General features: G+C 53.6%; 20 protein-coding genes and 3 tRNA genes. 7 read left to right on the top strand and 16 right to left on the bottom strand.

Annotated elements, in window-relative coordinates:
- Positions 1-16: 16 nt before the first annotated feature.
- Positions 17-1,399: a DNA repair protein RadA gene (gene radA, locus HV127_RS11505; protein WP_110272687.1), complete on the bottom strand. Its 1,383-nt coding sequence runs from the start codon at positions 1,397-1,399 to the stop codon at positions 17-19.
- A gap of 9 nt (positions 1,400-1,408) precedes the next feature.
- Positions 1,409-2,380: a phosphoserine phosphatase gene (serB, locus tag HV127_RS11500; protein WP_182236149.1), complete on the bottom strand. Its 972-nt coding sequence runs from the start codon at positions 2,378-2,380 to the stop codon at positions 1,409-1,411.
- Positions 2,381-2,484: 104 nt separating this feature from the next.
- Here serB and HV127_RS11495 point away from each other — a divergent pair, with 104 nt between their 5' ends.
- Complete coding sequence (locus HV127_RS11495) at positions 2,485-3,126, top strand: YtjB family periplasmic protein (RefSeq protein WP_110272689.1); 642 nt, start codon at positions 2,485-2,487, stop codon at positions 3,124-3,126.
- A gap of 10 nt (positions 3,127-3,136) precedes the next feature.
- Positions 3,137-4,153, top strand: a complete 1,017-nt coding sequence (gene lplA, locus HV127_RS11490) for a lipoate--protein ligase LplA (protein ID WP_182240633.1) — start codon at positions 3,137-3,139, stop codon at positions 4,151-4,153.
- Between the two features lie 90 nt (positions 4,154-4,243).
- Here lplA and deoD read toward each other — a convergent pair whose 3' ends face one another.
- From deoD to HV127_RS11425, 13 genes are all read right to left on the bottom strand, one after another.
- Positions 4,244-4,966: a purine-nucleoside phosphorylase gene (gene deoD, locus HV127_RS11485; protein WP_182236147.1), complete on the bottom strand. Its 723-nt coding sequence runs from the start codon at positions 4,964-4,966 to the stop codon at positions 4,244-4,246.
- 122 nt (positions 4,967-5,088) lie between these two features.
- Positions 5,089-6,312 (bottom strand): phosphopentomutase, encoded by a 1,224-nt coding sequence (gene deoB, locus HV127_RS11480; protein WP_182236145.1) that lies wholly within the window; start codon positions 6,310-6,312, stop codon positions 5,089-5,091.
- A 52-nt stretch (positions 6,313-6,364) separates the two neighbouring features.
- A complete protein-coding gene (deoA, locus tag HV127_RS11475; RefSeq protein ID WP_182236143.1) occupies positions 6,365-7,687 on the bottom strand; it encodes a thymidine phosphorylase in 1,323 nt (440 codons plus the stop codon).
- 180 nt (positions 7,688-7,867) lie between these two features.
- Positions 7,868-8,647, bottom strand: coding sequence for a deoxyribose-phosphate aldolase (gene deoC / locus HV127_RS11470; protein ID WP_182236141.1), 780 nt, complete (start codon positions 8,645-8,647; stop codon positions 7,868-7,870).
- Positions 8,648-9,072: 425 nt separating this feature from the next.
- Positions 9,073-10,350 carry a NupC/NupG family nucleoside CNT transporter gene (locus HV127_RS11465; protein ID WP_182236139.1) on the bottom strand — a complete coding sequence of 426 codons (1,278 nt, stop codon included), beginning with the start codon at positions 10,348-10,350 and terminating at the stop codon, positions 9,073-9,075.
- A gap of 146 nt (positions 10,351-10,496) precedes the next feature.
- On the bottom strand, positions 10,497-11,276 hold the full coding sequence (locus HV127_RS11460; protein ID WP_182236137.1) for a metal-dependent hydrolase: 780 nt from the start codon (positions 11,274-11,276) through the stop codon (positions 10,497-10,499).
- Positions 11,273-12,346, bottom strand: a complete 1,074-nt coding sequence (locus HV127_RS11455) for a patatin family protein (protein WP_182236135.1) — start codon at positions 12,344-12,346, stop codon at positions 11,273-11,275. Before HV127_RS11455 ends, HV127_RS11460 begins: the two co-directional genes overlap by 4 nt.
- Positions 12,347-12,467: 121 nt before the next feature.
- Positions 12,468-12,629 (bottom strand): DUF1328 domain-containing protein, encoded by a 162-nt coding sequence (locus HV127_RS11450; RefSeq protein ID WP_071200058.1) that lies wholly within the window; start codon positions 12,627-12,629, stop codon positions 12,468-12,470.
- A 123-nt stretch (positions 12,630-12,752) separates the two neighbouring features.
- Positions 12,753-13,364 (bottom strand): molecular chaperone OsmY, encoded by a 612-nt coding sequence (gene osmY, locus HV127_RS11445; RefSeq protein WP_110272697.1) that lies wholly within the window; start codon positions 13,362-13,364, stop codon positions 12,753-12,755.
- Between the two features lie 218 nt (positions 13,365-13,582).
- Positions 13,583-15,172 carry a peptide chain release factor 3 gene (gene prfC, locus HV127_RS11440; protein ID WP_110272698.1) on the bottom strand — a complete coding sequence of 530 codons (1,590 nt, stop codon included), beginning with the start codon at positions 15,170-15,172 and terminating at the stop codon, positions 13,583-13,585.
- Positions 15,173-15,264: 92 nt separating this feature from the next.
- A complete protein-coding gene (gene yjjG / locus HV127_RS11435; RefSeq protein ID WP_182240631.1) occupies positions 15,265-15,942 on the bottom strand; it encodes a pyrimidine 5'-nucleotidase in 678 nt (225 codons plus the stop codon).
- Positions 15,943-15,956: 14 nt separating this feature from the next.
- Positions 15,957-16,403, bottom strand: a complete 447-nt coding sequence (gene rimI / locus HV127_RS11430; RefSeq protein WP_182236133.1) for a ribosomal protein S18-alanine N-acetyltransferase — start codon at positions 16,401-16,403, stop codon at positions 15,957-15,959.
- A complete protein-coding gene (locus tag HV127_RS11425; protein ID WP_112215083.1) occupies positions 16,372-16,785 on the bottom strand; it encodes a DNA polymerase III subunit psi in 414 nt (137 codons plus the stop codon). Before HV127_RS11425 ends, rimI begins: the two co-directional genes overlap by 32 nt.
- 156 nt (positions 16,786-16,941) lie before the next feature.
- Here HV127_RS11425 and rsmC point away from each other — a divergent pair, with 156 nt between their 5' ends.
- The 4 genes from rsmC (at position 16,942) to HV127_RS11405 (ending at position 18,456) form a co-directional block, all read left to right on the top strand.
- Positions 16,942-17,970: a 16S rRNA (guanine(1207)-N(2))-methyltransferase RsmC gene (gene rsmC / locus HV127_RS11420; RefSeq protein ID WP_182236131.1), complete on the top strand. Its 1,029-nt coding sequence runs from the start codon at positions 16,942-16,944 to the stop codon at positions 17,968-17,970.
- A gap of 169 nt (positions 17,971-18,139) precedes the next feature.
- A tRNA-Leu gene (locus HV127_RS11415) sits at positions 18,140-18,226 on the top strand.
- Positions 18,227-18,254: 28 nt separating this feature from the next.
- Positions 18,255-18,340, top strand: a tRNA-Leu gene (locus HV127_RS11410).
- Positions 18,341-18,370: 30 nt separating this feature from the next.
- Positions 18,371-18,456: transfer RNA gene (locus tag HV127_RS11405), tRNA-Leu, on the top strand.
- A 19-nt stretch (positions 18,457-18,475) separates the two neighbouring features.
- Here the strand turns inward: HV127_RS11405 and HV127_RS11400 are convergent.
- On the bottom strand, positions 18,476-18,715 hold the full coding sequence (locus HV127_RS11400; protein ID WP_110272793.1) for a DUF1435 domain-containing protein: 240 nt from the start codon (positions 18,713-18,715) through the stop codon (positions 18,476-18,478).
- Positions 18,716-18,978: 263 nt separating this feature from the next.
- On the opposite strand from HV127_RS11400, the gene HV127_RS11395 reads away from it, so the two are divergent.
- Entirely contained in the window at positions 18,979-20,025 is a 1,047-nt protein-coding gene (locus HV127_RS11395; RefSeq protein ID WP_182236129.1) for a GGDEF domain-containing protein, read from the top strand.
- Positions 20,026-20,113: the final 88 nt, after the last annotated feature.

Here is a 20,113-nt window from a genome sequence, read left to right as displayed (position 1 = left end):
TTAACTTATTATAAGTCTATAAGTCGTCAAAGACGCTAAGTGCGTCCGCAAGCTTCTTCACGCCAAAGATTTGCATCCCTTCCGGCGCTTTTTTCGGCACGTTGGCCGCCGGAACAATAGCCCGACGGAAACCATGTTTAGCCGCTTCTGAAATACGCTCCTGTCCGCTCGGCACCGGGCGGATTTCGCCTGCCAACCCCACTTCGCCGAAGACCACCAGATCCTGCGGTAGCGGTCGGTCGCGCAAGCTGGAAACCATCGCCAGCAGCAGCGCCAGATCGGCGCTGGTCTCGGTGACCTTCACCCCGCCGACAACGTTGACGAACACGTCCTGATCGGCCATCTGCAGGCCGCCGTGACGGTGCAGCACCGCCAGCAGGATGGCCAGACGGTTTTGCTCCAGCCCCACCGCCACGCGGCGCGGGTTAGACATCATCGAGTGATCGACCAGTGCCTGGATTTCCACCAACAGCGGACGAGTACCTTCCCAGACCACCATCACCGAACTACCGGAGGTCACTTCATCCCCGCGACTCAGGAAGATGGCCGATGGGTTACTAATCTCACGCAGGCCCTGCTCGGTCATGGCGAATACGCCCAGCTCATTGACTGCGCCGAAGCGGTTTTTATGGCTACGCAGAGTACGGAAACGGGAGTCAGCATCACCATCAAGGAGAACAGAGCAATCGATACAGTGCTCCAGCACTTTTGGCCCGGCCAGCGAACCATCTTTGGTGACGTGGCCGACCATAATAATCGCCACACCGCGAGTTTTAGCAAAGCGCGTTAAATAGGCTGCCGTTTCACGTACCTGGGCCACGCTGCCCGGCGACGACTGCACGTCGGCCATATGCATCACCTGGATGGAGTCGATAACCATCAGCTGCGGCTTTTCTTCGTCAGCAATCTGGCAGATTTGCTCAATGCTGGTTTCAGACAACATATTGAGATTCGCAGTCGGTAGCGCTAAACGATGAGCGCGCATCGCCACCTGCTGGAGCGACTCTTCCCCGGTGACGTACAACGTTTTCATGCCTTCTGACAGCTTGCACAGGGTTTGCAGCAGCAGCGTCGATTTACCCGCGCCAGGGCTGCCGCCAATCAGAATCGCGCTGCCCGGCACCACGCCGCCACCGAGCACGCGGTCGAACTCTTTAAAGCCGGTCGAAAAACGCGGCAGCGCTTCCAGGCTGATCTCAGAGAGTTTCTGCACTTTAGAGACGCCAGCATTCCCGGCGTACCCTGACAGACGCTCATTTCTTGCCACCTGCGGCGAAGCGGCAATGCGCATCTCGGTGATGGTATTCCAGGCATGACAGGCGCTGCACTGCCCCTGCCAGCGCGGATAATCCGCACCACATTCATTACAGACAAATGCGCGTTTTGGAGCTTTCGCCACGTTAACCTCTTACTTTTGATTCATGCTGCCGGAGAGAATACAGAATACCCCCATCAGGTCAGCATGGCGGATTGTCACTTCCGCCAGTTCATTCACTTTTGGTTTCGCATGATAGGCGATACCGAGGCCTGCCGCTTTAATCATCGGCAAATCGTTGGCGCCATCGCCAATCGCCACGGTTTGCGCCGACGGGATCTCATACTTTTCCGCCAGTTTGCGCAGCGTATTGGCTTTAAATTTGGCATCAACGATATCGCCAAGGACGTTGCCGGTCAGCTTCCCGTCCATGATCTCCAGCTCGTTGGCAAACACTGCATCGAGATGCAGCTTGTCGCGCAGATACTCGGCGAAGAAGGTAAAGCCGCCAGAGGCGATGGCCACTTTCCAGCCGAGACTTTCCAGCTTCAATACCAGCTGCGTCAGCCCAGGCATCAGCGGCAAAGCCTCACGTACCTGGAACAAAATATTGGCGTCGGCATCTTTCAGCGTCGCCACGCGCTGGCGCAGGCTGGCGGTAAAATCAAGTTCGCCGCGCATAGCGCGTTCCGTCACTTCCGAAACCAGCTCGCCGGTTCCGGCCAGTTTGGCGATTTCATCAATGCACTCAATCTGAATCGCCGTCGAGTCCATATCCATTACCAGCAAACCCGGCGTGCGCAAATGGGGGATTTTGCCCAGCGGCGCGACGTCCAGCCCGGCGTCATGCGCCAGACGGGTCGCTCGTAACGTTAACGAACCAGCCAGACGAATCACCTGGTAGTCGTCAACCGTCCAGGAGGCAACGATAACCAGCGCTGCGCCCAGCTCACGCTGCCATTCCGTCAGACGACGCTTGTTAAGGCCGCGGCCATACAGCAGCCAGCCGCTGCGTCCAGCATGGTAATCCAACGGCATGACCTCATCACCGCTCAGGGAAAGCGGCAATCCAGGCCACTGGGAAACATCTTCAGGCAGGTCGCACCAGGTCAAACTGTTTGGCATCACGGCTCCACATCACTTCATTCAGGCGAGGAAAATAACGCATGAGGCTACCTTGTAACCAGCGCTTCTGGCAACATTAAGCTGCAAATTTTCAAAGGTGGAATATGGTACGCGCAAAACTTAAATTCCGGCTGCACCGCGCTGTTATTGTTCTAATCTGTCTCGCGCTCCTCGTCGCCCTGATGCAGGGTGCGTCGTGGTTCAGCCAGAATAGTCAAAAGCAGCGCAACCCCCAGTTAGAAGAACTGGCTCGCACGCTCGCTCAGCAGGTAACGTTAAACCTGGCACCGCTGATGCGTAACGAAACGCCCGATGAAAAGCGGATTAGCCAGCTGCTGGAGCAGCTTACCCACAAAAGTCGGATACTGGACGCCGGCGTTTATGACGAACAGGGCGACCTGGTCGCGCGTTCCGGCGAAAGCATCGAGGTGCGCGATCGGCTGGCGCTGGACGGTAAAAAAGCGGGAGGTTACTTCAATCAGCAAATCGTCGAACCCATTCAGGGTAAAAACGGCCCCCTCGGCTATCTGCGCTTGACGCTGGATACCCATACGTTAGCCACCGAAGCCCAGCAGGTGGATAATACCACCAATATCTTACGCCTGATGCTACTGCTGTCGCTGGCCATCGGCGTGGTGCTAACGCGCACTCTGCTGCAAGGTAAACGTACCCGCTGGCAGCAATCCCCTTTCCTGCTCACCGCCAATAAGCCGGTGCAGGATGAAGATAAAGATGAATCAGAATAAGGAAATCGCTATGTCCACGCTGCGCCTGCTGCTCTCCGACTCCTACGACCCGTGGTTCAACCTCGCGGTTGAGGAGTCGATTTTTCGCCAGATGCCCGCCACGCAACGGGTACTGTTTCTGTGGCGTAATGCCGATACGGTGGTTATCGGCCGCGCACAAAACCCATGGAAAGAGTGCAATACCCGACGCATGGAAGAAGACAACGTGCGCCTGGCGAGGCGCAGCAGCGGCGGCGGCGCGGTGTTCCACGATCTGGGCAATACCTGCTTCACCTTTATGGCCGGTAAACCGGAGTATGATAAGACGGTCTCCACCAATATTGTCCTGACGGCGCTGAATTCGCTGGGAGTCACGGCGGAGGCCTCCGGGCGCAACGATCTGGTGGTGAAAACCGCCGAGGGCGACCGCAAGGTCTCCGGCTCCGCCTATCGCGAAACAATGGATCGCGGCTTTCACCACGGCACTCTACTGCTGAACGCGGACTTGAGTCGTCTGGCTAACTATCTGAATCCCGATAAGAAAAAGCTACAGGCAAAAGGGATCACCTCCGTACGCGGGCGCGTGGCGAACCTGGTCGAACTGCTGCCAGGCATTACGCATCAGCGAGTCTGCGAGGCGATACAGGAGGCATTCTTTGCCCACTATGGCGAACGCGTTGAGGCTGAAATTATCTCTCCTGACAAAATGCCGGATCTGCCGAATTTTGCCGATACCTTTGCCCGTCAGAGCAGTTGGGAGTGGAACTTTGGCCAGGCCCCCGCCTTCTCTCACCTGCTGGACGAGCGATTTACCTGGGGTGGCGTAGAGTTGCATTTCGACGTCGAGAAAGGCCATATCACGCGAACTCAGGTCTTTACCGACAGCCTGAACCCGGCCCCGCTGGAAGCGCTGGCCGTCAGATTGCAGGGCTGCCTGTATCGCGCTGATATGCTGCAGCAGAAGTGCAATGCATTATTAGTGGATTTCCCGGAGCAGGAGAAAGAGCTGCGGGAGCTATCGGCGTGGATTGCCGGGGCGGTGCGCTGATAAAAAAAGCCGGATGGCGGCTACGCCTTATCCGGCCTACAGGTTTTTGCGCAGGCCCGGTAAATGCAGCGCTACCGGGCGGCACAATACTTACTCTTTATCGCCCAGCAGAACGGATTCCAGCGCGATTTTGATCATATCGTTGAAGGTCGTCTGACGCTCAGCAGCGCTGGTCTGCTCGTGGGTACGGATGTGGTCGGATACGGTGCAGATAGTCAGCGCTTTCGCCCCGAACTCCGCAGCGACGCCGTAGATACCGGCCGCTTCCATTTCTACGCCCAGAATGCCGTATTTCTCCATCACGTCGAACATCTCGCCGCCGTCCGGTGCATAGAACAGGTCAGCAGAGAAGATGTTACCGACGCGCGCGTCGACGCCCAGCGCTTTTGCCGCGTCAACGGCGTTACGCACCATACCAAAGTCTGCGATTGCCGCGAAGTCATGGTCTTTAAAACGCATACGGTTAACTTTAGAGTCAGTGCAAGCACCCATACCGATAACCACGTCACGCAGCTTAACGTCCATACGCACGGCACCGCAGGAGCCGACACGGATGATTTTCTTCACACCAAAGTCGGTGATCAGCTCTTTCGCGTAAATGGAGCAGGACGGGATACCCATGCCGTGGCCCATAACGGAAATTTTGCGGCCTTTATAGGTGCCGGTGAAGCCCAGCATGCCGCGCACGTTGTTCACTTCACGTACGTCTTCAAGGAAAGTTTCTGCAATGTGCTTCGCGCGCAGCGGGTCGCCCGGCATCAATACGACGTCAGCGAAATCACCCATCTCGGCGTTAATATGTGGAGTTGCCATCTTCAGTTCCTTTTTTAATTTTTTTGCCGGGCGGCGGCGAGCCTTGCCCGGCCGACATTCTTTTATCCCTCTCCCCGTGGGAGAGGGCCGGAGTGAGGGCATCAGGCCTCACCCAACCTGACTCAGAACATGGCCTTGCCATATTCCATGTCGGAAGTGCCAAAGTATTTAGCAAGGGTCTGGCCGATATCCGCGAAGGTTTCACGGTGACCAAGCGAACCCGGTTTCACTTTCGGGCCATAAACCAGCACCGGAATGTGTTCACGGGTATGGTCAGTACCGGTCCAGCTTGGGTCGCAGCCGTGGTCGGCGGTCAGGATCAGAATGTCATCTTCACCCACCAGCTCCATCAGCTCAGGCAGACGGCGATCGAACAATTCCAGTCCGGCGGCGTAGCCCGCGATATCACGGCGATGGCCCCAGGAAGAGTCGAAGTCGACGAAGTTAGTGAAGACGATGGTCTCGTCACCCGCTTCTTTCATCTCTTTGATGGTGGCATCAAACAGCGCATCCAGGCCGGTCGCTTTCACTTTTTTAGTGATACCGCAGTTGGCGTAGATATCGGCGATTTTACCGACAGAAACGACCTGACCATTTTTCTCGTCGACCAGCTTCTGAAGCACGGTCGCCGCAGGTGGCTCAACGGCCAGGTCATGGCGGTTGCCAGTACGCTGGAAGTTACCCGCTTTATCACCGATAAACGGACGTGCGATAACGCGACCGATGTTGTAGCCGCCTTCGGTCAGCTCTTCACGGGCGATTTCACACAGCTCGTAGAGTTTATCGAGACCATAAGTCTCTTCATGGCAGGCAATCTGGAATACCGAGTCAGCAGAGGTATAGAAAATCGGCTTGCCGGTTTTCATATGTTCTTCGCCCAGTTGGTCGAGGATAACGGTACCGGAAGAGTGGCAATTGCCGAGATAGCCCGGCAAATTAGCGCGCTTAACCAGTTTATCCAACAACTCCTGCGGGAAGCTGTTTTCATGCTCCGGGAAGTAACCCCAGTCAAACAGAACCGGCACACCGGCAATTTCCCAGTGACCTGACGGCGTATCTTTACCAGAAGAGAGTTCATGCGCCCATGCGTAAGCGCCAATCACTTCCGCATTACCGTCCATTCCGGCGGCAATTTTGCCGGTAGAACCTTCATGTGCTTTCACCAGACCCAGACGAGTCAGGTTAGGCAAATTCAGCGGGCCTTTGCGACCGTTATCAGCCTCGCCTTTGGCGCAGGCTTCTGCAATATGGCCCATGGTGTCTGAACCTACGTCGCCAAAGCGATCCGCATCTTCAGTCGCACCGATGCCGAAGGAGTCCAGCACCATAATAAATGCACGTTTCATATTATTCTCCGTACCTTTTGCGCTGCAAAAAAGCGATCAGATCAGTATATAACTATTCGGTGATACGACGATAGACCGTTGGCGTAATTTCAGGCGCTTTATCGTCGAGTTTAATAGCCGCTTTGACTGCTTTGGCGGCTTCCTGCCAGCTGTTTTCATCCTTAGCATGGATAACCGCCAGCGGCCGCTGCGTGTCTACGCTGTAGCCAAGACGGACCATATCGGTGAAACCCACGCTGTAATCAATCAAATCCGATGCCTGACGGCGACCGCCGCCCATGGATACCACCGCCATACCGAGTGCCCGAGTGTCCATTTCCGCGACAAAGCCAGCACTTTCGGCGTAGACCGCTTTGCTCAGCATCGCGGTTGGCAGGTAGTTGTCGTAGTTTTCGATAAAATCGTTCGGCCCTTTCTGCGCGGCGACCATTCGACCAAAGACTTCTGCAGCTTTACCGTTATCCAGTACCGTCTGCAGTTTTGCCCTCGCATCGGCGTTGTTATCCGCCAGCTTGCCGGAAATCAGCATTTCAACGCACAGCGCCATGGTGACATCGAACAGGCGCGGGTTGCGGTATTCACCCGTCAGGAATTGTACCGCTTCACGCACTTCCACCGCGTTACCAGCGCTGGAAGCCAGCACCTGGTTCATGTCGGTCAGCAGTGCGGTGGTGCGCACGCCCGCGCCGTTGGAAACGCCAACGATCGCTTCGGCCAGCGCAGCGGAAAGCTCATAGGTCGGCATAAACGCGCCGCTACCGACTTTCACATCCATGACCAGCGCGTCCAGACCTTCAGCCAGTTTTTTGGCCAGAATCGAAGCGGTAATCAGCGGGATGGAGTCCACCGTCGCGGTAATGTCACGGGTGGCATAAAAACGTTTATCCGCCGGTGCGAGTGAGCTGGTCTGCCCAATAATCGCCACGCCGACGTCTTGAATAATTTCGCGAAAACGGCTGTCGTCCGGGAAGATATCAAAGCCCGGAATCGCTTCCAGTTTGTCGAGGGTGCCGCCGGTATGACCGAGACCGCGCCCGGAAATCATCGGCACATAGCCGCCGCAAGCTGCGACCATCGGCCCCAACATCAGTGAGGTAACATCACCTACGCCGCCGGTGGAGTGCTTATCGACGATCGGACCGTTGAGATTAAGGCTCTTCCAGTCCAGAACGGTTCCTGAATCCCGCATCGCCATGGTCAGCGAAACCCGTTCTGGCATAGACATATCGTGGAAAAAGATGGTCATCGCCAGCGCGGCGATCTGGCCTTCTGAGATGGTGTTATCGCGGATGCCGTTGATGAAAAAGCGAATTTCTTCATCGCTCAGCGCATGACCATCACGTTTTTTACGAATTATTTCTTGTGCGAGAAACACGGTAACCCCCGATTAATCAGGTTAAATGCAGCGGAAAACCCACTGCAATGAATGATTACTCTAAATAATTCGAGTCGCAGGAAGGCGGCAAGGGAACTCATCCCCAGGAGCTTACTACAGTAAGTGATTGGGGTGAGAGAGTGCAGCTAACGCACCTGCGGCTTGAAGTATGACGAGTAATTAGTAGCTGCTGGCGCTCTTGCCGTCGCCATGGCCCAGCGCTTTCAGCAGGCTTGCCAGCAGGCTGGATGCGCCAAAGCGGTAGTGGCGAGAGTCAGCCCAGTCGGCACCGAACAGTTCGTCGGCAATCGCCAGGAATTGCTGCGCGTCTTCTGCGCTACGCACCCCGCCAGCCGGTTTGAAACCAACGGTTTTTTCCACGCCCATATCGCGAATAACTTCCAGCATGATGCGAGCACTTTCCGGTGTGGCGTTTACCGGTACTTTACCTGTTGACGTTTTGATGAAATCCGCACCGGCCTTGATAGCGATTTCAGAAGCTTTGCGAATCAGCGCTTCTTCTTTCAGCTCGCCGGTTTCGATAATCACTTTCAGCAGCACGTTTGCCGCCGCGCAGGCTTCTTTACAGGCTTTCACCAGGTCAAAACCAACCTGCTCATTGCCCGCAATCAGGGCGCGATAAGGGAACACGACGTCTACTTCATCGGCACCGTAGGCAATTGCCGCACGGGTTTCCGCCAGCGCGATATCAATGTCATCGTTACCGTGCGGGAAGTTGGTGACTGTCGCAATGCGGATGTCCGGGGTACCCTGCTCATTCAGCGTCTTACGCGCAATGGGGATAAAACGCGGGTAGATACAAACCGCAGCGGTGTTACCTACCGGAGTTTTTGCCTGATGACACAGGGCGATCACCTTTTCATTAGTGTCGTCATCATTCAGGGTGGTCAGGTCCATCAATTTCAACGCGCGCAGGCTGCTTGCAGATAAATCTGTCATTTCATACTCCGACGGCCTATTGCCGATTTAAAGTTTGTTCACCTTGCGAGTCTGTTACTATTGTAACATCACCTCGCAGTCACACTTCGATATACATCACAGTTAATGAAAACTCATTACTAATTTGCACTACTGTAACGTGATAAAAATCACATAATAAAACTCAACAGATACATCACAAGCCCGAAACTCTCTTTAAGCATAATCAGGATTCTTGAGCCTGCGATAATGTTATTATAATAACATAACAACTCACTACAACTCGACATCGGTGCGCACATTTTGTGCGAAAAAATACCATTAAATCCATTATCAATTGATAATTAATGATTTTATTTCAATTAAAAAATGATGGAATTTTAACAATCAGAAGAGAGATGCCAGCGGCGACATTGCCGCTGGCATCCTGGGAGTTAACAGCGAAGTTATAACGCGAGGAATACGCCAGCAATTGTGGCGCTCATCAGGTTAGAGAGCGTACCCGCCGCAACGGCCCGCATGCCCAATTGAGCAATTTCCTGGCGGCGGCTGGGAGCCATACCGCCCAACCCGCCAATCAGAATCGCTATCGACGACAGGTTGGCAAAACCACACAAAGCAAAGGAGATGATGGCCTTAGTTTGCGTTGAAATCACCTGCAAGCCAGCAGCGGCCACCTCGGCATCAGCCTTGAGATATTCGCCAAAGTTCATATAAGCAACAAACTCGTTAATGATCAGCTTCTGGCCGATAAATGAACCAGCCACGGTTGCCTCGCTCCACGGTACGCCAATCACCCACGCCAGCGGCGAGAAGACCCAGCCAAGGATCATTTGCAGCGACAGGTCCGGATGGTTAAACCAGCCACCTACGCCGGAGAGAATACCGTTGACCAGCGCGATCAGCGCGATAAACGCCAGCAACATCGCGCCCACGTTAAGCGCCAGCTGCATCCCGGAAGCGGCACCGGACGCGGCAGCGTCCAGAACGTTTGCCGGAGCCTCTGGATCGGCGTCATTTTTTTCCAGCGCCGGATCATCATGAGGCTGCTCGGTTTCGGGCACGATAATCTTCGCGAACAGCAGACCGCCCGGTGCCGCCATAAACGAAGCGGCAATCAGATATTCCAGCGGCACGCCCATCTGGGCATAACCTGCAAGAACCGACCCCGCAACAGAGGCCAGACCGCCACACATCACCGCAAACAGTTCAGAGCGGGTCATGGTCGCAATATAAGGACGTACCACCAGCGGCGCTTCGGTTTGGCCGACGAAGATATTCGCCGTCGCGGAGAGCGATTCCGTGCGCGAAGTTTTCAGCACCGCACGCAGCGCCCCGCCAAGAATTCGGATGACAAACTGCATAATGCCGAGATAGTAAAGTACGGCGATCAGCGAGGAGAAGAAAACGATGACCGGCAGAACGCGTAGAGCAAAAACAAACCCACCGCCACCGAATACCTCAAACATCTTATCGGAAACCAGCCCGCCAAAAATAAAGCTGATGCCCTCGTTGCCGTAAGCAATGACGTTAGCAACGCCGTTCGACATAGCCAGCAGCGCCGTGCGCCCGGCCGGTACGTAGAGAATTAGCGCACCGATCCCCACCTGGAGGATCCATGCACCGAGGACAGTACGAAGGTTGATGGCTTTTCGATTACTGGAGAGGAGCACAGCGATGGCTAACAGCACCACCATGCCGATAAGTCCCATGAGAATTTGCATACAGAGTCCCTGTGTATTGATAGTTCAGCCTTAAAACCTCGCGATTATAACGACATGAAACCATCACGCTCATCTCAGCTCACACATTTTAAGCAAAACAATGAGATAAAAAGGTAAGAATGAGATCTAAATCACTCAGTAGAGCATCACAGGATAGAAAAAACCTCTTTTGTATTATGAATCAGAGCATTAGCGATTTCATTCGCAGACTCCTGGCGCAGCTCACACAGGGTGGCGAAAACGCGAGCAGCCTGCTCAGGCCGGTTCGGGTGCCCCTGAAAGCCATTTAATGGCATATCCGGCGCATCGGTCTCCAACAGCAGCGCCGAAAGCGGCAGTTGCGCCATAACGTCGCGGGTTTTACTGGCGCGCGGGTAGGTAATCGTGCCGCCCACGCCAATTTTATAGCCGAGTTGCACAAAACGCTCCGCCTGCTGCAAGCTGCCAGCAAAGCCGTGCACCACGCCAGTTCGCGGCAAGGCATGTTTTTTCAGCAACATCGCCAACTTATCGTGAGTACGCCTGGAGTGAAGGATTACTGGCAGATCATAGCGTTTCGCCAGGCGCAATTGCGCCTCAAATACGCTAAGTTGACGTTCAAATTGTGGATCTTCGCGATAGAGATCGAGGCCAATTTCACCGACTGCAACCAGCTTGCTGGGGCGTTGAGCCAAATGGACCTCAAGTTGCTCCAGGCTACTCTCGTCATGTCGCTCAATCACGATGGGATGTAAGCCGAGCGCGGCATAGAGCGCGTTATGTTGCTCCGCCAGCGCCAGGACGCGCTCAAAGTTGTCTGCTTCTATGGCCGGAACCACAATCTGCGTGACCCCAGCCTGCACCGCTCGGGCAATGCTGGCGGTTTCGTCGCCGGTAAAAGGGGGAAAGTCGAAGTGGCAGTGGGTATCAATAAATCGCAAGGTCACGCCAGATCCTCATTATTAAAGCTGGGGTCATTGGCCTGCGGTGCCGCAACAATCGGAGCCTGAAGGACCTCATTTGCTACCGGAGCCGGCGGGACCACCACCGTTTTGGGCACGGCAATTCGCGGCGTATGACGCAGCAGCGGCGGCCTGTCGGCCAGCAGTTTACCAACCGTAGCGAGGAAATAACGTCCGCATTGGCGTCCGGTCTTATAGTCCTCCAGCAAAGCGGGAAGGCGGCTTCCCAATGCCATACTTTTCAGTGGCTTCTGCGGATAAATCTCCAGAATACGCAGCTTGCCCGGCGGTTTCTCAATAAACTGCTGCGTGGAACGATAAGTCGATTCATGATGCTGCACCAGATTCACGAACGGCTGTAGGCTGCTTTCCCCAAGCCAGCGCTCCATACGTTTAAACCACTGCGGGGTATAGTACATCTGGGACGGAACCGTGCGGATCACTACGATAGTTTGTGCCCCGCGGCGGGCAGCTTCCTGGACAGGGATCGCATCGCTGACGCCGCCATCAAGATAGCTCACTCCATCCAGCATCACGCCGCTACGATAAAAACCCGGAATGGCGCTGGAGGCGCGAATCAGGTCAAGCCAGGTCTGCTGGGTTGGCGCAAAATAATTCGGCGTATAGTCATCACCGCGGCAGGCACACATCCAGAACTGTTTCCCTTGGGCAAAACGATCTTCAGCGTAGGTCATCGCCAGCGGCATCTTTTGCGCGGTGCTGTCCACCAGCCAGTCGAGGTCAATAAGGTTACCGCCGCGCACAAAGCGCATCGGGTCGAAAAACTCGCGAGCAGTGGTATAGCGCGTGATGACTTTGCGGGCATAGCCTGGCTGGTTGCACATGTAAGACGACAGATTTTGCGCCCCGGCAGAGGTGCCAAACATCATGTCGAAAGGGTTGAATCCCGCGCGCATAAATTCGTCCAGAACCCCGGCGGTAAAAATCCCTCTCTGTCCCCCACCTTCGCACACTAGCGCAAGTTTGCCCGGCTGAAAGGGTTTTACAGATAATGGCGTGATATTGCCCAGCGTTACGGGAATGCGATGTCCCACCCTGCTTTCCTGTCTTACTTATTATATAAAATAAAGGTAACGCAATTTTTAACGCCCTGAAACTGCGAAAGCCAGTCACATTGACTGGCTTTATGTAAGACGGTATTTCACGGGTTAACGTCTAGGGACGCCGACGGCCGGTAAAAAGGCTGACCAGAAACAGAATAATACCGACGATGAAAACAATTTTAGCAGCCCAGGCTGCGGTACCTGCCAGTCCACCAAAGCCCAGAGCAGCGGCAATTAACGCGATCACCAGAAAAATAATGCCCCATCTAAACATACGTCTCTCCTTACCATAGTTAATGACGGTCGATTTTCTGCGCACTCAGGCCGCGCATACACAACCCTGTGGTGCTACACATCCTGCGGAAAGGCCGCAGAATAAATTCTTTTAATAATGGATTTATTTAACGCTAAGATCGTTCTTCACGCTTTTGACGCCGGAAACGGCTTTAGCGATATCTTCCGCGCGGTCTGACTGTTTGCTGGAAGCCACTGTGCCGGATAAGTGCACGACGCCATCAGTGGTTTCCACCGTCACATTTCGTGATGGCACGATATCGTCAGCTAATAGCTTAGCTTTAATCTCGCTGGTCACCGCCGTGTCACCGGCATAGCCCTTCAGTGAAGCAGACTTTTCATTCTGCACGCTAAGTTTATCGTTAACCGAGGTCACGCCTTCAACCCCTTTCGCCACGCTAACCGCCTGCTCTTGCTGCGTTGTGCTATCGACCGTACCGCTCAGCGTGACGACTTTGTTCTCGGTCTTCACAGAGATATCAGTACTGCGAATATCTTTATGATCGATAAGCGCCGCCTTCACTCTGGCAGTAATGGTGCTATCGTCCATAAAATTCCCGACTTTGTTCATCGAGCTATCAACAGCTTGCCCCGCGCTACTGGCAGCAGATTTTGCGCTATCAACCGTCGAGCTTTCCGCATATGCCGAGGCGCTGATGATGGCTGAGCCTAAGAGGAGGGCCAGTGCTGTCCTGGCGTTCTTTGGTCTTGTCATTGTGAGTTCCTCGTTATTTCTAAACAGGTAAAGCAAAATAAGTAGTCTATTAAGCTAAGTTTCCAAAAATTACTTATTAAATGTAGTAGAAACACGAGAGAGTGCGGCAGGAGAGCGTAAAAAAACGCGCAAAACGGTAAGAATTAAGAACTTTCCAGAAAGGTCAAACAGAAGGAAAAACAACGTGGAGCGCGGTGAAAGCCGCGCTCCTGAGACAATTAGTGCTCGCGAGTTTTACGGAACTGAACGTCAGGATAACGTTCCTGCGTCAGATTCAGGTTAACCATTGTTGGGGCGATATAAGTGAGGTTATCACCGCCATCAAGGGCTAACTGAATTTCGTTCTTACGCTTGAATTCCTCGAATTTCTTCACGTCTGAACACTCTACCCAGCGCGCCGTCGCCACGTTAACGGACTCGTAGATAGCCTCAACGTTGTACTCACTCTTCAGGCGGGAAACGACCACATCAAACTGCAGCACACCGACGGCACCCACTATCAGATCGTTATTGGCAATCGGACGGAATACCTGCACCGCACCTTCTTCAGAAAGCTGTACCAGCCCCTTCAGCAGCTGTTTTTGCTTCAGCGGATCTTTCAGGCGGATACGACGGAACAGTTCCGGGGCGAAGTTCGGGATACCGGTGAACTTCATCATCTCACCTTGCGTAAAGGTGTCGCCGATCTGAATCGTACCGTGGTTATGCAGACCGAGAATATCGCCCGGATACGCCTCTTCAACATGCGAGCGGTCACCGGCCATAAAGGTCAGCGCATCGGAGATCACCACGTCTTTACCGATTCGAACCTGGCGCATTTTCATGCCCTTTTCGTACTTGCCGGAAACTACGCGCATGAAAGCCACGCGGTCACGGTGTTTCGGATCCATATTGGCCTGAATTTTAAACACGAAGCCACTGAACTTCTCATCCTGCGCTTCGACCAGGCGGGTATCGGTTTTGCGCGGCATCGGCGCAGGCGCCCATTCCACAAGGCCGTCCAGCATATGATCAACACCGAAGTTACCCAAGGCGGTACCGAAGAATACCGGGGTAATTTCACCGGCCAGGAACAGCTCTTTATCGAACTCGTTGGACGCGCCCTGCACCAGCTCCAGCTCGTCGCGCAGCTGCTGCGCCAGATCGTCACCAACGGCCGCATCCAGTTCCGGATTGTTCAGGCCCTTAACGATGCGAACTTCCTGAATGGTATGGCCTTTACCGGTCTGGTACAGGTAGGTTTCATCTTTATAAAGATGGTAAACACCCTTAAATAGCTTACCGCAGCCAATTGGCCAGGTGATCGGCGCACAGCCGATTTTCAGCTCGCGCTCAACTTCATCCAGCACTTCCATCGGATCGCGGATGTCACGGTCAAGTTTGTTCATAAAGGTCAGGATCGGCGTATCGCGCAGACGGGTCACTTCCATCAGCTTACGGGTCCGGTCCTCGACGCCTTTCGCGGCATCGATAACCATCAGGCAGCAGTCCACCGCCGTCAGAGTACGGTAGGTATCTTCCGAGAAGTCTTCATGCCCCGGGGTATCTAACAGGTTCACCAGGCAGTCGTGATACGGAAACTGCATTACGGAGGTGGTAATGGAGATACCACGCTGCTTTTCCATCTCCATCCAGTCGGATTTGGCATGCTGGCTGGAACCACGGCCTTTAACAGTACCGGCAGTCTGGATCGCCTGTCCGAATAACAGCACCTTCTCGGTGATGGTGGTTTTACCGGCATCCGGGTGAGAAATAATGGCAAAAGTGCGGCGCTTGGCCACCTCCTGCAAAAAAGGAGACAACGTCATAGTTCAATCTTCTTGAGTAAGCACGGCTATGCGCCACGCATGTTGAATACGAAAAATTGCGGCTATTTTACTCATCAATGAGGGGGAGGCAATCAGTGTTTACACAGGAGTTGCTCCAGTTCGCTTAAAGAGGTCACCGTCCAGTCAGGCTGAAGATCCGCAGGCAGTTCGCGCTGATGAGGATTGAACCAGCAGGTCGCCAGACCGGCGTTCACGCCGCCGCGAATATCAGACTCCGCCGTATCGCCAACCATCAGAACCCGCGAGCGCTCCGGGTTGCCCGCCTGCGTCAGCGCAGAATCAAAGATGCGCGCATCCGGCTTCGCCACCCCAACCTCTTCGGAAATAATCAGTAAATCAAAGTGATCGCGTAGACCGGTTCGTTCGAGACGCGTCTGCTGCAGCGAGGTAAAACCATTGGTGATGATGCCCATTTTTACTTTTCCCTGCAGCGCATTGAGCAACGACACCGCGCCCGGTAGCGGCGAGCAGATCTCCGCCATCGCATTCATAAAAGCGGCATTCAGCTCACCTGGCGGCACGCTCAGGCGTTCAGCCCAACCATCAAAGCGCTGATGCTGAAGCTGAAGGGATGTGATGGCACCGTTTTGATAATCCACCCACAGCGGCTTATTCACGGCCTGGTAATCCTGAAAATCCTCAGCGGAGAAGGTCACGCTATAGTCGAGAAACATCCGCTGTAAGCCGGTAAACGAATCAAACGTAAACAGCGTTTCGTCGGCATCAAAGAAAATCCAGTCCCACTTCATCATCTCACCTTGTCTTACATACTGATTGGCAGTGCCATAATTATTGCGTCCTCACGTCCGTCGACCGTGGGGTAATAGTTGCGGCGAATAGTCGCCTCGTTAAAGCCTAAGCTTTCATAGAGCGCGATGGCGGCGACGTTAGACGCGCGCACCTCCAGCCACAGCGTGACGACGCCGCGTTTTTCTACTTCATCAATCACATGTTCCAGCAGTTCCCGACCCAGGCCACGACGCTGAAAAGCGGGGTCAACGGCGATATTGAATAGCGTCGCCTCGTCGAGCACAATTTGCGTAATCGCAAAAGCCGCCATCTCGCCGTCCACCACTAACTGAAGGTTCAGATAGCGCTCGCCCTGATTGCTGACAAACGTCTGCTCGCTCCAGGGAAAGGCATGGGCGCGTGTTTCTATTTGCCAGGCACGGGGCAAATCAGCCGTGTTGAGGGTAGAAATCGTTTTCATGTGTGCAGATTTGTTGCCAGAGCGCCAGGCGTGCGGGCGTGCTGGTCTGAAGTTCATCGAAAGCGGGCGAGGATATCTGTGCGCCCGCCAACAGCAACGGCGCATCAGTACCCAGCCGCCAGCTATTACAGCGGGCATCCTGCGGCAACATCGCCACGCGTTCAGGAGTCAGTTGCATAACCTGCTCCGGCGTCAGGGCCAGCGCACGTAAAATATCGCTGATTAGCGGCTCAGTCAGTGATGGCAGAGCTTCCGCCACCATCACCAGACGGATATGTCCAGGAAGCGAGATAGCGATTTCACCCTGTAACGCCCCAGGACGACGTAGCGACCACTGGGTAATACCCAGTTGCTGTAATTGCCAGTCTCGTCGGGATGTCATAGCGAAACACTCCTGTTAATCAAGCGCGCAATATAGCAAATCCGTCGTATCTGCGCCAACAATCACGTGCCCAGCGGATTGCATATCGCCCCAACAAAGAGGCAGCCTGAAAGATAACGTGTATAATCGCCGCCAGTCTCAATGAAGGAGTGTTTCATGTCTGCTTTTACCCCGGCAAGTGAAGTCTTGCTGCGCCACAGTGATGATTTCGAGTCCGCCCGCGTTCTGTTTGCCGGTGATCTGCAGGATGACCTGCCCGCCCGTCTGGATACGGCTGGCAGCCGCGTCCATACCCAGCAGTTTCACCATTGGCAGGTACTAAGCCGCCAGATGGGTGAAAATGCCCGTTTTAGCCTGGTGGCTGAAGCCAGCGACGTTGCTGATTGCGACACGCTGATTTACTACTGGCCAAAAAATAAGCCAGAAGCTCAGTTTCAGCTAATGAATCTGCTTTCGCTGCTGCCAACAGGTATCGATATTTTTGTGGTTGGCGAGAACCGCAGCGGCGTACGCAGTGCGGAGCAGATGCTGGCCGAATATGCGCCGCTGAGCAAGATCGACAGCGCACGCCGCTGTGGGCTGTATCATGGCCGCCTGGAAAAACAGCCAGCATTTAATCCAGAGCAGTACTGGGGCGAATATCCGCTGGAAAACCTGACGATTAAAACGCTGCCGGGCGTGTTCAGCCGCGATGGTCTGGACATCGGTAGCCAACTGCTGCTCTCAACCCTGACGCCGCATACCAAAGGCAAAGTGCTTGATGTCGGCTGCGGTGCTGGCGTGCTGGCAACCGTGCTGGCAAGCCATTCACCGAAGGTTCGCTTAACGCTCTGCGACGTAAGTGCCCCGGCGGTAGAAGCCAGCCGCGCCACCCTTGCCGCAAACGGCATTGAAGGTGACGTTTTTGCCAGCAACGTCTTCTCTGAAGTGAATGGTCGCTTCGATATGATTATCTCTAATCCGCCGTTCCACGACGGACTGCAGACCAGCCAGGAAGCGGCGCAAACGTTGATTCGCGGAGCGGTTCGACATTTAAATAGCGGTGGTGAACTGCGTATTGTCGCCAACGCCTTCCTGCCTTACCCGGATATCCTGGATGAGACCTTCGGTTTCCACGAAGTGATCGCCCAGACTGGCCGGTTTAAAGTCTATCGTACGGTTATGACTCGTCAGGCGAAAAAGTAACGTTCTCCTGCTCCGGCGACAGGCGATGCTTGCCGCCGGGATCGTATCTTCCTAAGCCGTCCATTTTTGCAACAATCAATCCAGCCTGTACAATTAAGTATTGACGAATAGCTGAAAACCACTAGAATGCGCCTCCGTGGTAACGATACTTTCATAGTGTCGATGGTATGCGAAGGTGGCGGAATTGGTAGACGCGCTAGCTTCAGGTGTTAGTGTCCTTACGGACGTGGGGGTTCAAGTCCCCCCCCTCGCACCATAAACCACGTTGATATTGCTCGCACTGTGCGAAGGTGGCGGAATTGGTAGACGCGCTAGCTTCAGGTGTTAGTGTCCTTAGGATGTGGGGGTTCGAGTCCCCCCCCTCGCACCAACGAGGCAATATCAAAATTAAGAATACTGTGCGAAGGTGGCGGAATTGGTAGACGCGCTAGCTTCAGGTGTTAGTGTCCTTAGGATGTGGGGGTTCGAGTCCCCCCCCTCGCACCAATATTCTTACCCTTCCGCATTATCCCATCAGCTTAAAATTCATCATCATCAGCATAATTCCGCTTATCAGTGCAACGCATGATGGCAGCAAAACGAAATGCCGTAGCTGGCGATGCCAAATCATCAGTGCTGACGTAAGCATTCCCAATGTGACTAACCCGCGCCAGGCGTCCACCGACAAATCGGCAAACCCAAGGGCGGCAATCAACACGCCAGGGATCAAAACACCCCACCCACTCCCTAAAGTTCGCTGCAACATGTTTTCACCTCTCACAACGATAATGATAACCAATATCATATGGTAATTTTTATCATTTGTCATGCCCGGTAAAACGTGACTCATTATTCTTTACGTTCGCGGTAATGACATACATTCATGAAGGTGATAAATTAAGCAAACGAAAACTATATATTAAATTATCTGATAATTTCGCAAAAACCTTATTTTGCGCATTGCTTTTTATTATTCTTTTTTGACACACATCATATTGAATTTTAACGATTAATAATGACAATTCCAACATGACTGCACAATCCTGGCGATCTCATTACGAACAAAAATATCAGTATTCCTTACGGCTTTTTTTACTGCTTAATTTTGTTTCAGCCCTCTTATCCCTGGTCAGCCCGCTCTTTACTGTCATTAGTTTTACCCTGCCCTGCTTCCTGATTGTTATCTGCAGTTCAGTCCTGCTGTTATGGCACTGGAAATTCTCGCAACGCAAAATAAATATTTCATTTATTTCTCTGATATTTGGCCTGTTTTGGGCATGGCACGTTACGTTAAAAGCCATGATGCTGGGGCCACCACATTTTAACTATCTGGTGATCGCCTTATTAAGCGTGTTGTTTATTGGCACCATTGCTTTTTCCAGCAATATCATTGCGTTCACCTTGCACTCATTACCGACATTCGGTGCCTGCTTGATCCTGGCCGAAGGAGAACAATGGCTGCGCATGTCTTATTGTTTTATCCTGCCTATTGCTGGTATCACCCTCCAGAGCTTAATTCAGAAGCGTAGCGATGTATTCACTCAGGGACTGATGGATAAGCTATTGAAGGAGCGTAATACCCTTAACGATCTCAGTATGTTGGATCCCCTCACCGGTTTGTACAACCGCCGCGGTTTACAAAATCGCCTGGACACGATCCTTTCATTAGACAGCACTGAACATTACGTCCTGCTGCTGGATATTGACCACTTCAAAGCCTACAACGACCACTACGGCCACATGATGGGCGATCAGGCGTTAATTCAGGTTTCCGCGGCAATTCGCAACGCCGTGCGCTCACGCGATGTTGTTGCCCGCTTTGGCGGCGAGGAATTTATGGTGCTTTTAACCAGCAGCACAGCTGAAAATGCCCTTCTGGCCGCAGATCGTATCCGCCAGCGCGTCTACGATCTAAAAATTCCGCATATGTTTAACGAAAGCGTCGCCACCAATGTGACGATTAGCATCGGTATGACGCCGCTGGTTGATGCCGACATTGATGGCGCGCTGAAACGTGCAGATAACGCGCTCTATGAAGCGAAAAACATGGGGCGTAATATTATCCTCGCCAGCTAGCTTTATACCGCGCAGCAGAAACCTGCCGCGCGGACAAATCTCTTGCCATTCGGATATCGAACAACTAGTATCAGAAATCATTATCATT

This window comes from Klebsiella sp. RHBSTW-00215 (assembly GCF_014103785.1).
Lineage (GTDB): Bacteria > Pseudomonadota > Gammaproteobacteria > Enterobacterales > Enterobacteriaceae > Klebsiella.
This window is presented reverse-complemented; position numbering and strand designations above follow the sequence as displayed.

Bases quoted from the DNA above. Each gene is read 5' to 3' on its own strand.
- serB (WP_182236149.1), bottom strand. From the start codon at position 2,380: ATGCCAAACAGTTTGACCTGGTGCGACCTGCCTGAAGATGTTTCCCAG.
- HV127_RS11495 (WP_110272689.1), top strand. From the start codon at position 2,485: ATGGTACGCGCAAAACTTAAATTCCGGCTGCACCGCGCTGTTATTGTT.
- lplA (WP_182240633.1), top strand. From the start codon at position 3,137: ATGTCCACGCTGCGCCTGCTGCTCTCCGACTCCTACGACCCGTGGTTC.
- deoD (WP_182236147.1), bottom strand. From the start codon at position 4,966: ATGGCAACTCCACATATTAACGCCGAGATGGGTGATTTCGCTGACGTC.
- deoB (WP_182236145.1), bottom strand. From the start codon at position 6,312: ATGAAACGTGCATTTATTATGGTGCTGGACTCCTTCGGCATCGGTGCG.
- deoC (WP_182236141.1), bottom strand. From the start codon at position 8,647: ATGACAGATTTATCTGCAAGCAGCCTGCGCGCGTTGAAATTGATGGAC.
- HV127_RS11465 (WP_182236139.1), bottom strand. From the start codon at position 10,350: ATGCAAATTCTCATGGGACTTATCGGCATGGTGGTGCTGTTAGCCATC.
- HV127_RS11450 (WP_071200058.1), bottom strand. From the start codon at position 12,629: ATGTTTAGATGGGGCATTATTTTTCTGGTGATCGCGTTAATTGCCGCT.
- osmY (WP_110272697.1), bottom strand. From the start codon at position 13,364: ATGACAAGACCAAAGAACGCCAGGACAGCACTGGCCCTCCTCTTAGGC.
- prfC (WP_110272698.1), bottom strand. From the start codon at position 15,172: ATGACGTTGTCTCCTTTTTTGCAGGAGGTGGCCAAGCGCCGCACTTTT.
- yjjG (WP_182240631.1), bottom strand. From the start codon at position 15,942: ATGAAGTGGGACTGGATTTTCTTTGATGCCGACGAAACGCTGTTTACG.
- rimI (WP_182236133.1), bottom strand. From the start codon at position 16,403: ATGAAAACGATTTCTACCCTCAACACGGCTGATTTGCCCCGTGCCTGG.
- HV127_RS11425 (WP_112215083.1), bottom strand. From the start codon at position 16,785: ATGACATCCCGACGAGACTGGCAATTACAGCAACTGGGTATTACCCAG.
- rsmC (WP_182236131.1), top strand. From the start codon at position 16,942: ATGTCTGCTTTTACCCCGGCAAGTGAAGTCTTGCTGCGCCACAGTGAT.
- HV127_RS11400 (WP_110272793.1), bottom strand. From the start codon at position 18,715: ATGTTGCAGCGAACTTTAGGGAGTGGGTGGGGTGTTTTGATCCCTGGC.
- HV127_RS11395 (WP_182236129.1), top strand. From the start codon at position 18,979: ATGACTGCACAATCCTGGCGATCTCATTACGAACAAAAATATCAGTAT.